The following is a 13,539-nucleotide window of genomic DNA, read 5'->3' on the forward strand; positions in this document are numbered from 1 at the left end:
GGGTGCTTACTCTACTTCGTGCACGGTGTGGAGCAGGGGAAAAAGTGGAGATCATATCAAAGCTTTACCTATTGCTATTTGCCTTGAGTGGAAGCCTTGGCATGAGCGGGTCGTAGAGTTAGATATTCTTTTTATAGTGGCAGGGTGTGAGAGGAAATATATTTCATTTTATATCGTCAGATCGTTTTTTGATCATCAAATCTGGCTTTGTACAAGGCGTGTACAAGCCTTTCTAATAATCTGGAAAGGAATCCATACATCCATATCAGAGACAAATAGGTGCCTGTATTGAACATGAATTCTGATCATCCATATAGAGTTGAGTATTCCAACAAGAGTAATTTGCATCAGAGGAAATACTTGCCAGAGTGTTTCCCTATCTTTAAAAGCTAAGTAGTAAACACTTTCACTGTCAAAAAGTTAATAGTGGTAACTAATTCGCTGTCACATGGTACAAAAATTCGGTCTTTGTTGGTCAATTTTTCAAGGAAAGTAACTAGGAAGCTAAATCGGACAGGTGAGGAACGGACGTCTCCGCTACCTTCGGTTCATCGCGCAAGCGCGATAAATGTAGCACGGCCATCCAGATGATGGCAAAACCGATCCATTGGCCGAAGTCAATGGTCTGGTGTAATATAAGCCAGTTGAGGAGTAGGCCAGTTGCCGGGAAGGCGAGCTCCGCAATAGTTGCATGAGAGGCCTTGACCGCATTCAACCCTCGGTAATAAAACAGTAGACTCAATAGACTTGGCACGATGGTTTGGAACAGTAGGTTTGCCCAAACCGGTGCCAATCTTAGTGCCTGGCTGAGGCTCTGCCAGTTCGGGTGTTGTACTAAGATGATGACGGTCAACAGTGGCAGTGCAACAGCAAATCGTAGTGCCGTTACCGTGGTAAATGATACTTTGCCGACGAGGCGTTTGCCCATGACCGTCGAACCGCCCCACAGAGCTGCTGCTCCAATGGCATACAACGATCCGATGAGCTGCGTGCTATCGCCGGTAGTTGGAATGTGCAGGCCGAAGGTGAGTAGGTAGGCACCGATGAGCACCACAACCAACAGCATCCAGAAAGCCTTCACAATGCGCTCTCTGAGTATCCAGGCGGCGAGCAGAACCGTGAAAACGGGCTGTACCTTTTGCAGGATAAGCACCACGTTCGGATTGCCGTAGGTAAATCCGGCAGTAAACAGGATGGATGCCAGAGCAGATCCACCCCAGGCGATAAACAGGACGGCTAACCAGTCGCCGAGATTCAGGCACTTGAGCTCATGGCGCTTCCAGATAAGCACGGGCGCGGCGAAGAGCAACAATAACATGTGCTCTATCCAGACAATCTGGGAAGAGGTCACATAGTTTAGCAACGTCACGATAAAGACACCGTCGAGTCCCCACATAGCCGCACCAAGGGCGATCCACCATATGCCTAAGTGGGACGCTTGTTTTTTCTGTACCAATTGAAAACCCTCCATACTGATCTGATATTTGAATTGAACCTACATAACGCGAACGGAACAGCGCATGAAAAATACCTCGAGAAGTTTCTCGAGGCAGCATGTTGAACTAGGAAAGACGTCTTAGTCTAACCCAGTTTGTTCCTTCTCTCATCCGGACTATACCGTCGGCCTTGGAATTTCACCAAGTCAATCGGCGCAACAAATGGTTACGTCGAGTCGCGGGCTGGATTGCACGGGCAATCGTCACCGCCGGTAGGGAATCTCACCCTGCCCCGAAGGTTCATATTCAGTTAATGAAGTATAACATAATATGGAGGACCTTGGTAGTATATATCTGGAGTATGACTTGCCAAGCCCAATTTAAAAGACCAGTGCGACCAGATTATGCGGCACACAATCGATGCCGTAAATAAGTTAAACCAACTCTGCAGGCTGTCAAAGGCCACTTTAAGTGTGGTAAAATGGAAGCGAATGAGAGAACGCTTCAAGCGCTTGATGATGGGCGGGGCAAAAAAATGGAATACCTCAGTGGAGTTGTCGAGAGAATTACCTTCGAAAATACAGAGAATGGATTCAGTGTCATCAAGATAAAAACCAAGGGGTTTACGGACCTTGTAACAGTTGTGGGAAGCTTGGCAGCGGTAAATGTTGGCTCCATCATCCGACTTAAAGGCGAATGGAAGATGGACAGTAAGTTCGGGAAGCAGTTTGCGGCGCAGGATTATCGAGAAACCCTGCCGGCCACGGTGGCAGGTATTCAAAAATATTTGGGAAGCGGACTCATCAAGGGCATCGGACCAGCGTATGCCAAGCGGATTGTTGAACATTTCCAAGAAGACACCTTGAGGGTGTTAGAGGAGGAAGCCGACTATTTAGTCAACGTTGCGGGCATCGGTCAAAAGCGCGTCGACATGATCAAAAAAGCCTGGCAAGAGCAAAAGGAAATCAAAAATGTCATGCTTTTCTTGCAAAGCAAGGGAGTATCCACGGCCTTTGCCGTGAAAATATATAAGACCTATGGCAATGACAGCATTGAAATTGTGAAGACCAATCCCTACCGACTGGCAGATGACATCTGGGGCATTGGCTTTAAAACAGCGGATAAAATTGCCCTACAGATGGGTTTCGAGAAGAATTCCTTTGAACGCTGCCGTTCAGGGATTGTGTATGTCCTTAACGAACTTTCCAACGACGGACACTGCTATGGTACCCGGGAACAGCTTCTGGAAGAGTCGGAAAAAATCCTCGAGATTGAGAAATCAGGGGTTGACTCAATGCTGGATCGGATGATCGAGGAAAAGGCCGTCATTCTCGATGGTGAGGATGCTATCTTTCTGCTGCCCTTTTATCACAGCGAACTGGGAATCGCCAACCGAATGAAGGCGATTCTTGCGGTAGGGACTCTCTATCCCACGACCAACGTAGAAGGTATCCTGGAAATGATCCAAAAGCAACAGGGCATCAGCTATGACGAGGTGCAAAAGGATGCGGTCAAGACTGCAGCAGCTTCAAAATTCATGGTGCTAACGGGTGGGCCAGGAACCGGGAAAACCACTACCACGCTGGCCATTATTAAGGTTTTTCAATTACTGGGGGCTCGAGTATTACTGGGAGCACCCACAGGCAGAGCGGCCAAACGAATGTCCGAGACCACAGGGCTCGAGGCCAAAACCATTCACCGTTTACTAGAGTACAAACCGCCTGAGGGGTACAAGAAGAATGCCGACTACCCCTTGGAATGTGATGTGCTAATTATCGATGAGACGTCGATGGTCGATACTGTTCTGATGTACAACCTCTTAAAAGCAGTAGCCAATGAAACCGTAGTCATCTTGGTGGGAGACGTTGATCAGCTGCCTTCGGTAGGCGCTGGAAATGTGCTAAACGACATTATAGACTCAGGTGTCGTCACGGTTGTTCAGCTCACCAGAATCTTTCGTCAGGCCCAAGGCAGTGCCATTATCACCAACGCTCATAAGATTAATCAAGGAGAGTTTCCAGACTTGAAAGGAAACCGCAATAGTGACTTCTTTTTCATTGAGGAAGAGGAGCCGACCCAGGTGGTCCGAACGATCAAGGAGCTTTGTACAAGGCGGCTCCCAGCTTTTTATAAAGTCGACTCGCTCAACGACATTCAGGTGCTCTGCCCCATGCAACGAGGGGAAACAGGCGCGGTCAACCTCAATGCAGTGTTACAGGAAGCGCTGAATCCCTCAACGATTTCCATAAAATATGGCGGCACAGTCTACAGGCTTGGGGACAAGATCATGCAAATTAAAAATAATTACGATAAGAACGTTTTCAACGGAGATATTGGCTGCATCACTAAAATCGATACCGAAGAACGAACCCTAGTCTTAAACTTTGATGGAAATTCGGTTGATTATGATGGAACAGAGCTCGATGAAGTGGTTTTGGCCTATGCCACCACAATCCATAAGAGCCAAGGCAGTGAGTATCAAATCGTCGTGGCACCCTTAACGATGCAGCACTACGTGATGCTGCAGAGAAATCTTCTGTATACTTGCGTAACCAGAGCGAAGAAAGTGTTTGTTTTAGTCGGGACCAAGAAGGCCATTAGTATGGCAGTCCGCAATAATAAGACCTCGAAGAGGAACACCTGTTTGGCGGAGAGATTATCGAACTAATGTAGTTGAATCAACCTTTTCGGGGGAACACGATATGCTCCATAATTAGAACTGTTATCACCCCGACTACAAAGCCGTTGCCTAATACTGGTTTTATAATATGGGGAAAGGTATTAAGAACCGCTAGGGGGAGGTAGGAGATGATAACACCGAGGATAATTGGGAGCCCTACGATAAGCCCGCTCTCAAATTTATAGTCCTTACTCTGAACTATCTGAAGGCCCCCCGCGATCTGAGAGCACATAATGTAAATCATAGAGCTGCCAATGACCACGGAAGGGATGCTGCCTAGAATTGCAGTTGTTTTTGGTAGGAAGGATAAAGCCAAAAGCATAAGGCTTGTAGGAATAAAGACATATCTAGAGGCAACTCCGCTAGAGATAATGACTCCCGGACTGAAAGAAAAGTTAACAACCCCGATGACGCCAAGGAAACCTGCTAACACATTGACTAATCCAGTCGTTGCTACGCCCCGAGTGATTCGTTTTGGCATATTATCGGGTTTGAGGAGTCCATCGACGGCTTGAATTGAGCCTAGATCGTTGACAGAGAGCGCAAGATAACAAATCAGAAAAGAGATGAAAATACCCGAATCGAAGACAAAAGAGGGTTGTAGGTCTCGCCAAAATGTAGCGACGACCGGAAGGTCATTGGGTGGAAGTGGGGACATGGGGAACAGCAAAAGGTAAGCTAAAGTTCCTACGATTACAGCCCAAAAAATGAGTGTCGACTTCCACACGCCTCGTGAATACTTTGCCGCAATAAACATGCAGAAGACCATTGTTAAAGAAAAGCACAAGTTTGCGAAGGAACTGGCGTGGGCAGTCGGGGCTGTAACTAGATTGAGAATCATGGGCGTAAGGGTAAGGGCAACAAGAATTAAAATTACGGCTACAACGGTTGAGGTAAAGAGCTTTTTTAGACGAGCGAACAGTCCGGTAATACTCACAACCGCCAAAATAAGACCACCTAAGAGGATCGAGGTGTAGACCGCCTCCGGGTTGTTCCCCCCTCCTGAGGCCATACCTACCAAAAAGACTGTCGCTGGTCCGACAATTATCGGAAGGCGGTGTCCCCAGATCACCTGCCCAAATAAGGCTACTGCTACTACAAAGAAAAGTTTTTGGATATAAACTACTTGTTGGATAATCCCGCTGGGATGGAGGCTTGTCACCGCAGTCCCCATGATCAGGATGATGGGAATGATAATTGCTAGCCACTGTAAGCCAAATAATAGAAGATGTCCCAGAGGGGGGATTTCATTGATACCGTATTTAAATTTCATATGGTTTCACCAGCCTATAGTTGATTTTTTTACTTTCCTATCATAGCATATAGCACGAAATTTGTGGCAAGGTTATCATAGTTGATTCGGTTAGGGGCATCATAAAATGTGGTGCTCCTTTTGTCTGACTTGGGGTGTGCTTCTTCTTGACATAGTGTGACTAATACCATACTGTTGAATTTAACCGAAACGCACGATGGAAAAGTATGGGGAGCCTTGTTAATTATGAGGTGTGGCAGAAAAGGTTAAGGGAATTGATCACAGAGAACAAGGAGATCAGGGCAAAATGAAAATACTATTTGTTGAAGACGATCGAATAATTGCCTCAGGTCTTTGCTACTCACTCACCCAAGAGGGATATCTTGTAACTCACTGTGTGGATGTTAAGTCAGCAAAAACTACACTTTATGAAAATAGCTTTGACTTAGCGATCCTTGATCTATCCCTTCCAGACGGAAGTGGCTATGATCTTTGCCAATTAATCAAGGCAAACAAAGATATCCCAGTTATATTCTTAACGGCAATCGATGACGAGGTTAATGTCGTTATGGGTCTCGATATGGGCGCTGATGACTATATAACAAAGCCATTTCGCATAAGAGAGCTGCTCTCTCGTCTTAAATCTGTTACTCGCAGGTATGACAAGACAGAGCTTATAAAAACAGTTTATCAGTTTAGTAATCTTAAGATAGATACTGCCCAGGCAAAAGTCTATAAAGGAGAGCAGGAAATTGTATTAACCTCTCTTGAGTATCGCTTGCTCTTATTATTTGCGAATAACGAGGGACAAGTCCTTAGTCGTAATCAGCTTCTAGAAGGTCTCTGGGATTTTGCAGGGGAATTTGTCAACGATAATACCTTAACGGTCTATATTAAACGTCTGCGCGAAAAGATCGAGGATGATAGCCAAAACCCATTAATTATTAAAACGGTTCGTGGAATCGGATACAAAGGGGGCAACTAAGTTGTTGCGAAATAAAGAAATTAAGCTATATATCACACTTCTGGCTGCAGTTGTAATAGTAGGTTTTGTTGCCTGCTATTTTTTTAATCCCGTCTCAGGGATCATCGCCTTGTTAGCGCTGCTTTTAATGGGTGCAGTATCGTTCATGTTTACGAGATGGAGATATCAGCAAATAGAAAAGCTAACCGAATATCTAAAGCGAGCTATGGCACCTTAGATTTTCTAGTTAAATATATTATGTTATTGTAAAATGATAGCAGAAAGCAATGGGAGTTGCGTATTATGATCACAAACGAATTGGTAAATCAAAGTATTGATTATATCATGCAACATTTAGATGAGGAGATTACCGTTGAAGATGTTGGGAATTGCTGTCATTTTTCGAAATATTACTTTAGCAGAGTTTTTAAGGCAGAAACCGGAGAGAGTATCTATGCCTTCATAAAACGGTTAAAAATGGAACAAAGTGCTTTGCGACTGAGGATTGAAAAAGACAAGTCCATTACTGACATAGGATTTGACTATGGATATAGTCCATCAAATTACAGTTCTGTATTCAAGAAGCATCATAGCATTTCTCCGGCGGAATTTCGAAAGGGTGTGAATACTACCTGTGTACATCATCCCTTATATCCTAATAATCTTGCCAAATTTAAATCATTTGAAGAATATGATCAACAGATTTCAATTCAGGTATTTGATGATTTTTTTGTTATCTATGAAAGACACATTGGAAACTATATTGATCTAGGAAATAATTGGTGTGCCTTTACAGAAAAGTATAAAAACTTCTTTACGGGAAATACGCTACTGATTGAAAGATCCTATGACGATCCTTCCATAACAAGTGTAGAGCAATGTTTATATGATATCTGTATGACAGTTGACAAACGCTGTTCTCTGGATAACGTTACCACTATAAAAGGCGGCAAATTTGCAGTTTACCGTTTCGAAGGATTCATTCGGGAGATTTTTGTCGCTTTTCAAGGCATCTTTAATATCTGGCTGGCATGTAGTGGCTATGAAATGGATGAAAGATATGGTTTGGATATTTATCGGGCGGTTGATAGAGAAAACATGCATGTTGTAATGGACTTGTGTATACCGATTAAATAGAGCAAGAATTCAGAAGTAAAATAAAAGACTTCTTTTTATAATGAGAACTGCCACTGAGGTATTGTTCGATTTGAAAGGAGTCTATTTTTTATGAATTTAGAAAGTATTAGAAACAATACAGTACAGATGATTTTACAGTTTTCCATCCCCTCTATTATTGCAATGGTGCTAACTTCTCTTATTACCATAGTAGATGGCTTTTTCATTGGAAATTATGTTGGGAAGGAAGGCCTTGCTGCAGTAAATCTTGGTCTTCCCATTTTGTATGTTTATTTGGGAGTGGGTCTCATGCTTAGCGTCGGGGGCATAGCAATTGCGGGAATGGCACTGGGAGCAGGGGATATAAAGAAAAGTAATAATGTGTTTAACCAGACCGTTATGTCTACCATCATTGTATCAGTAATATTAAGTATACTTGTGCTTGCTTTTTTCAGACCTATTATGGGTGCACTTAATATGGATGTACAGGTTGCCAGCTGTTTTGAGAAATATTATTGCATTATGATCATGGCGTATCCTATTATGATCGTAAATTCTACGTTTGGCATGTTTGTTCGAGGAGAAGGCAAACCGCAGTTGTTTATGTTGATTAATATCCTGACTGTAGTAAGCAATATATTTTTGGATTATTTATTCATACGATGGTTCAATTTTGGTATAGAGGGGGTTGCTACGGCCTCGTTTATATCACTTTTAATCGGGTTGATTTGTATGGTTGTGTTTTTTCTGAAAAAATCAAGTGTTTACAAGTTCCGGAGATTTAAATTTTCAAAAAGCGTGTTACGGGATACTGTATTAAACGGTAGCTCAGAATTCATTGGACAGATGTCCATGAGTATCTCTATGTTTGCGTATAACTGGGTGATTATGAGAACAGTAGGTGTTCCGGGAGTGGCTGCGTTTACCATAGTAGGATATGTGGCATATTTATTTGGAATGGTCATTATTGGTTTTGGACAGGGTGCGAGTCCCCTGATCAGTTTCTCTTATGGTGCGGAAGAAATTGAATTAAGCAAAACGATTCGAAAGTTGACCAATTTGTTTGTATTTTTATCAGGAGCAGCGGTCATGATTATATTGTCAGTTGTGTCAGACTGGTTTAGCAATGTTTTTGTCAGCAGTGAAAGTGTTGCAATCCTAATTCGTTCAGGACTTGGCATTTTTATGTTTTCCTTTTTGTTTTCGGGAATCAATACCATTACCACCTTCTACTTTACATCCATTGGAAAAGCAAAAGAGTCAGCACTCATTTCTTCCTCCAGAGGCTTGGTGGTGTTATTAATATGTATCTTCACATTACCTTCATTATTTGGTATGACAGGTGTATGGCTTGTAGCACCTGTAACAGAAGCCTTTACGATTATCATAACCTTTGTTTTAATTCGGCAAAATGAAAAGTGTCCGGCGGAGTAACATACGAATTGCATAATATAATCCTCGATCAATTTTCTCTGTAATCAGAATAGCCCCTAAAGGAATTAAGAATATGATGTTGCTGTCAGGCAGTATGTGAATAATCTTTTCCTGCAGATAGAATATCTGACATGTGTGAAACCTGCCCTTTTTGCGGCAGGTTCTACAACTGGCTCCATAAAATCCGTGTTATACTGGCTCTTTAACAGAACCGGTGATGTGAGTAAAATTATACCATGTTGAAAGAATCCAATGCATTTTTGGAGAGATATTAGAATGAATCGTTTGAACAGGAAATTATTTTGATTTGTGCTTTTTCGTTGGCAGGAACTAGTGTCATATCGGCCAGATCCGTTACTGGAAAGCTCGGTTTACAATCACGGCAGTAAGTGCATTGATGCCGCGACTCCGATATCTAAGAATAGAAAAAGCAGAGGAAAGGAACAGGTAAAGGAATAATGGATATTTTTATTGATGAAGCAAGAGATACAGCAAAGTGCTCCATCGGCATTCTGGTCATGGAGAACATACAGAATGTATCTTCCGATGATAAGCTAATGCTGGTCAAACAGGAGTTTGAAGGCACGATAAGATCAAAATACGGTCTGGCAACACGTGGGGAGCTGAAAGCACTTCATCCTATGGACGCTTATATTTCATACTATAAAAAATTCGGATATACGTATCATGTGCTGCCTCAGCTCGAATCGGTCATAAAAGGTAAACCAATCCCGTCCGGATTACCGTTGGTTGAAGCAATGTTTATGGCGGAGCTAAAAAATACGCTTCTGACAGCCAGCCACGATCTCGATAAAATAAAGACACCGCTGAGTTTGAAAGTCTCAACTGGGAGCGAAAGCTTCACAACTCTGAGTAGTCATAATGTAACAACCATACCTGGTGACATTATGATTGAGGATCAAGAAGCCATCATCTCAAGTATCCTTCGGGGCCCGGACCTGCGAACTGCCATAACGGAGCATACAACCCGTGTTATTTATACGGTATATGCGCCTTTCGGAGTGGAAGAACAATTGGTGCGTGAACATTTGAGAGATATTGAATCTTATGTCCGTATATTTTCAGAAAAATCAATTACTTGTTTAAATCAGGTTTTTGAAGGATAGCAATGAAAGGACATTTTAAAAATTAAGTTGAATATTATTTTTTAATCGGTTACTCTCCGAATATGTTCTATGAGGGGAGAGAAAGATTTTGTATGATATGTATGATATGATATTTAAACGAAAATCGTTCAGACGCTTTGATGATACACTTGCGCTTTCAAATGAGGAATTGCAGAAGATTGAGCAGCAGCTTTACAAATTTCCACCTTTAGTTGATGATATTAACTTAAAATATCAGATCGTTAAACAAGATAAAACAACGTGTAAACGTGGAGAATACTGCCTTTTAGTTTACAGTGAAAAAAAAGAGGATTATCTTTTGAATATAGGATACGTTTTGGCGCAGCTCGATTTATGGATGGCCTCGGAAAATATAGGCGCGTGTTGGTATGGTATGGGGAAAACCACTGAGCAACAGTATGGCGGATTGGATTTTGTGATTATGTTGGCTTTCGGTAAAGGTCATTCGGTAGAATTCAGAAAAGATTATACGAAAGCAAAACGCAAAGAATTAGCGATTATTTGGAATGGTGAGAGTTTAGTAGATGTAGCAAATGTAGTGAGGTATGCGCCAAGTTCGTGTAATTCTCAGCCATGGCGTGTTTTTTGCGAGAGCGCGGACATTCAAATATATCGCTCAACGCAAGTTCGTTCCATGATACCGGAAGGTAGACGCCCATATTATAATAGCATTGATATGGGCATATTTCTGTGCTTTATGGAAATTACCATGAAGAATAAAGGCTATGAGTTTAAACGAATGTTATATGCAGGGCAAAAAAAGGATGAAGATGAAGATTTAATTGCCGTTGCAAATTATAGAATTTTATAAGGCGTTTTGGTAAAAAAAGTTTGACCAAAACCTTAAAGGGGGCAGCTAAGGTGTTGAGAAATAAAGAAATTAAACTATATATCACACTTTTGGCTTCGGTTATAATAGTAGGTTTTGTTGCCTGCTATTTTTTTAATCCCGTCTCAGGGATCATCGCCTTGTTCGCGTTGCTATTTATGGGTGCAGTATCGTTTATGTTTACGAGATGGAGATATCAGCAAATAGAAAAGCTAACCGAATATCTAAAGCGAATTGCAAGTGGCGAATACACACTCGATATCAGAGATAATGATGAAGGCGAGCTTAGCATTAATAAACTAACGATAAGACATTTGAAGCAAAACAAACGACGAACGCTAGTAACTATCCTTGGGCGCAAATAAGACAGTTAATGCCTCGGTCTTTCTATTAATACTATGTGCCTGACCATGCATAGCGCAAATGATTTCTTACACCAACTGTAAGTGTTTTTCTACTGCGGCGCTTGCTATAATCAAGATAAGGAAAGTCGGGAGGCCATAAAATGAATTCAAATAGAGTTTTACAAGTCGAAAGCGCCACAAAAGTCTACGGTAAGGGCGACAATAAGACAGAAGCCCTCAGAGGGATAAGCTTTGATGTGCTTGAAGGCGAGTTTCTTGGAATCATGGGAGCCAGCGGCTCCGGGAAAACAACATTGCTCAACTGTATTGCTACCATGATTAAACCAAGCTTGGATGCCATAGGGCTTAGAGATATGATACAGACTGTGCGCGGGCAGGGTTATCGTCTGGAGGTGAGTAAGCCGTGAAGCAGCAGAATATAACTTTGAAAGCTAAAAGGCCCTGGCTTGTCCTGCTACTTTTAACCGACCTGTTTTTTGCTTTTCTGGCATGGCTGACAGGCCCGGACACCTTTGGGAGCATTGTTGTAATTATCTTGCTTTTCACAGCCTTTATTGTATTTGTTGGCTGCTGGATTGATCAAAAAAAGCGAAAGAAGCAGATGGAGGCGCTGCAATTGTTTTTGATTGACCCAGATGAAGAAACAAAACAACGGTTAATGATGGTAGTAGATGAATTCTGGCACCCCATGATAGGAACTGTGTCAGAACAACTGAGAGAGCAATCCCAAATTATAAAAGAAGAACGATTGGAATTGCAAAACTATCAGGAGTTTATCGAAGCATGGACACACGAAATCAAAACGCCGCTGTCTCTTGCAACATTAATTCTAGCTAACCATAAGGAAGAGATGTCACCGTATGTTTATAATCGAATGGAGCACGTATGGTGTACCGTCATCAACGACGTTGAACGTATATTATACTATGCCCGGCTTCAGTCTGACCACGTGGATTATAAATTCATGAAAATAAATTTATGCGACTGCGTTCGGGAGTGCCTTGAAGATTTTAGCGCTATATCTAACGAAAAGAAAATCGATGTGCAGCTAAATCTTTTGCCTTTGCAGATTATAAGCGACAAAAAAGTCCTTGCCTTCATGCTCTCGCAGCTTTTCAGCAATGCCTTTAAGTACACGGTGTCTGACAATGGCGTTGTCCGCGTCGTAAGTTGGTCGGACACTCAGGCCGATGGCAAAATACATCTTGCTGTCCGAGATAATGGCAAGGGTGTTCCTCCTGAAGATATGCCTTTCCTATTTGACAAGGGGTTTACCGGAAGCCATCCAGATCGGCAGGACGCGACCGGGATGGGCTTATACCTCGTAAAAAAATATGCAGAAGCATTATCAATCGATGTAAACATCGAACCGATATCGACATCTGGTCAAGGGTTTGGTATTCAACTCATATTTCCAAAGGTTATATAAGTAATTAATAGTTTAGCGTCCGGCTCAATTATTTTTTTCGCAAGACGAAAGCGATAAAGTTCAGATATTTCCCGCCGCCTGCGCCCATTGTTTTGCGGTCATTGACCGCAATCTCATTTTCCTGGTTCAGCCAATCCGCCCAAACTTCCTCGTTGCTTTCCATCTCGTATATGGAAACAACTTCGGCGTTTCGGCTGCTATTTACTATTTCCGTCCAATAAATAATATCGCGTAGATAAGCAAGCTGTTCCGACGTCCACGAGAGAAGCAATTCTTTTGGCAGGTTATCATGGCAATCCTTTTTCAGGCCGGGTACACAGGCATATATATACCCGCCACGCTGGACGAAAGGCAGCAGTTTTGCGTCTAAATACTCCGGGTCACGGCCCCAATAATTATACGAATCGGTACTGACTACCGCATCGAAAAATTCTTTCTCAAAGGGCAAGGCGGTGGCGTCAGCCTTAACGGGAGTAATTTGTTCAAGGGTTAACCCCATTTCATAAAAAAATCTACGGTTTTCCTGCGGTTCACTCCACAAATCGGCGGCGTAAACCTTGAAGCCATAATCTTTTACGAGCATAACGCTTGTAAGCCCTTGCCCGCTTCCGAGGTCGCAGACGAGACTTCCAGCGGGGATTTTATGATTTAGCAGCATTTCTTCCTGCAATTTGAACGGGTTAGGCCCCATGATTCTAGCCAGTAATTCGGGGGTGTTGTACTTTTGGCTTTTAATATACTCCATTGTGATTGCTCCTTGTTTTTATTTGCTTTATTGCTTTTGCATAGTTAAATTATACCTTGCTCCTTTTATAAAAGCTCCCTACTAAACGATACAGAAACAAAAAGGCGACATGACAAATCTGCCATGCCGCCATGAGGTTTA

General features: G+C 42.5%; 12 protein-coding genes, 1 pseudogene and 1 riboswitch. Of the genes and pseudogenes, 10 read left to right on the forward strand and 3 right to left on the reverse strand.

Going from position 1 to position 13,539, the window contains the following annotated elements:
- Positions 1–496 precede the first annotated feature (496 nt).
- A complete protein-coding gene (locus E4K67_RS23270) occupies positions 497–1,471 on the reverse strand; it encodes a DMT family transporter (protein WP_420841581.1) in 975 nt (324 codons plus the stop codon).
- 120 nt (positions 1,472–1,591) lie between these two features.
- A riboswitch (FMN riboswitch) is annotated at positions 1,592–1,740 on the reverse strand.
- Positions 1,741–1,917: 177 nt separating this feature from the next.
- On the opposite strand from E4K67_RS23270, the gene recD2 reads away from it, so the two are divergent.
- Positions 1,918–4,104 carry an SF1B family DNA helicase RecD2 gene (gene recD2 / locus E4K67_RS23275; protein ID WP_476728672.1) on the forward strand — a complete coding sequence of 729 codons (2,187 nt, stop codon included), beginning with the start codon at positions 1,918–1,920 and terminating at the stop codon, positions 4,102–4,104.
- Between the two features lie 10 nt (positions 4,105–4,114).
- Here the strand turns inward: recD2 and E4K67_RS23280 are convergent, their stop codons facing one another.
- Positions 4,115–5,389: a uracil-xanthine permease family protein gene (locus tag E4K67_RS23280; protein ID WP_135551148.1), complete on the reverse strand. Its 1,275-nt coding sequence runs from the start codon at positions 5,387–5,389 to the stop codon at positions 4,115–4,117.
- Positions 5,390–5,675: 286 nt separating this feature from the next.
- On the opposite strand from E4K67_RS23280, the gene E4K67_RS23285 reads away from it, so the two are divergent.
- The 9 genes and pseudogenes from E4K67_RS23285 (at position 5,676) to E4K67_RS23330 (ending at position 12,653) form a co-directional block, all read left to right on the forward strand.
- A complete protein-coding gene (locus E4K67_RS23285; protein WP_135551359.1) occupies positions 5,676–6,353 on the forward strand; it encodes a response regulator transcription factor in 678 nt (225 codons plus the stop codon).
- A gap of 1 nt (position 6,354) precedes the next feature.
- Positions 6,355–6,570, forward strand: coding sequence for a hypothetical protein (locus tag E4K67_RS23290; RefSeq protein ID WP_135551150.1), 216 nt, complete (start codon positions 6,355–6,357; stop codon positions 6,568–6,570).
- 65 nt (positions 6,571–6,635) lie between these two features.
- Positions 6,636–7,469 carry an AraC family transcriptional regulator gene (locus E4K67_RS23295; RefSeq protein ID WP_135551151.1) on the forward strand — a complete coding sequence of 278 codons (834 nt, stop codon included), beginning with the start codon at positions 6,636–6,638 and terminating at the stop codon, positions 7,467–7,469.
- Positions 7,470–7,559: 90 nt separating this feature from the next.
- Positions 7,560–8,882 carry an MATE family efflux transporter gene (locus E4K67_RS23300; RefSeq protein ID WP_135551153.1) on the forward strand — a complete coding sequence of 441 codons (1,323 nt, stop codon included), beginning with the start codon at positions 7,560–7,562 and terminating at the stop codon, positions 8,880–8,882.
- A gap of 458 nt (positions 8,883–9,340) precedes the next feature.
- On the forward strand, positions 9,341–10,009 hold the full coding sequence (locus E4K67_RS23310; RefSeq protein ID WP_135551155.1) for a hypothetical protein: 669 nt from the start codon (positions 9,341–9,343) through the stop codon (positions 10,007–10,009).
- A 97-nt stretch (positions 10,010–10,106) separates the two neighbouring features.
- Positions 10,107–10,841 carry a nitroreductase family protein gene (locus E4K67_RS23315; RefSeq protein WP_243454599.1) on the forward strand — a complete coding sequence of 245 codons (735 nt, stop codon included), beginning with the start codon at positions 10,107–10,109 and terminating at the stop codon, positions 10,839–10,841.
- A 50-nt stretch (positions 10,842–10,891) separates the two neighbouring features.
- Complete coding sequence (locus E4K67_RS23320; protein ID WP_135551159.1) at positions 10,892–11,224, forward strand: hypothetical protein; 333 nt, start codon at positions 10,892–10,894, stop codon at positions 11,222–11,224.
- A 140-nt stretch (positions 11,225–11,364) separates the two neighbouring features.
- Positions 11,365–11,571 (forward strand): annotated as a pseudogene (locus E4K67_RS23325) (ATP-binding cassette domain-containing protein); the annotation flags it as partial.
- 56 nt (positions 11,572–11,627) lie between these two features.
- Positions 11,628–12,653, forward strand: coding sequence for a sensor histidine kinase (locus tag E4K67_RS23330; protein WP_135551161.1), 1,026 nt, complete (start codon positions 11,628–11,630; stop codon positions 12,651–12,653).
- 28 nt (positions 12,654–12,681) lie between these two features.
- On the opposite strand, the gene E4K67_RS23335 is transcribed toward E4K67_RS23330, so the two are convergent.
- Complete coding sequence (locus E4K67_RS23335; RefSeq protein WP_135551163.1) at positions 12,682–13,398, reverse strand: SAM-dependent methyltransferase; 717 nt, start codon at positions 13,396–13,398, stop codon at positions 12,682–12,684.
- Positions 13,399–13,539: the final 141 nt, after the last annotated feature.

This window comes from Desulfosporosinus fructosivorans (assembly GCF_004766045.1).
GTDB classification, from domain to species: domain Bacteria; phylum Bacillota; class Desulfitobacteriia; order Desulfitobacteriales; family Desulfitobacteriaceae; genus Desulfosporosinus; species Desulfosporosinus fructosivorans.

Bases quoted from the DNA above. Each gene is read 5' to 3' on its own strand.
- E4K67_RS23270 (WP_420841581.1), bottom strand. From the start codon at position 1,471: ATGGAGGGTTTTCAATTGGTACAGAAAAAACAAGCGTCCCACTTAGGC.
- recD2 (WP_476728672.1), top strand. From the start codon at position 1,918: ATGGAAGCGAATGAGAGAACGCTTCAAGCGCTTGATGATGGGCGGGGC.
- E4K67_RS23280 (WP_135551148.1), bottom strand. From the start codon at position 5,389: ATGAAATTTAAATACGGTATCAATGAAATCCCCCCTCTGGGACATCTT.
- E4K67_RS23285 (WP_135551359.1), top strand. From the start codon at position 5,676: ATGAAAATACTATTTGTTGAAGACGATCGAATAATTGCCTCAGGTCTT.
- E4K67_RS23295 (WP_135551151.1), top strand. From the start codon at position 6,636: ATGATCACAAACGAATTGGTAAATCAAAGTATTGATTATATCATGCAA.
- E4K67_RS23300 (WP_135551153.1), top strand. From the start codon at position 7,560: ATGAATTTAGAAAGTATTAGAAACAATACAGTACAGATGATTTTACAG.
- E4K67_RS23310 (WP_135551155.1), top strand. From the start codon at position 9,341: ATGGATATTTTTATTGATGAAGCAAGAGATACAGCAAAGTGCTCCATC.
- E4K67_RS23315 (WP_243454599.1), top strand. From the start codon at position 10,107: ATGTATGATATGATATTTAAACGAAAATCGTTCAGACGCTTTGATGAT.
- E4K67_RS23335 (WP_135551163.1), bottom strand. From the start codon at position 13,398: ATGGAGTATATTAAAAGCCAAAAGTACAACACCCCCGAATTACTGGCT.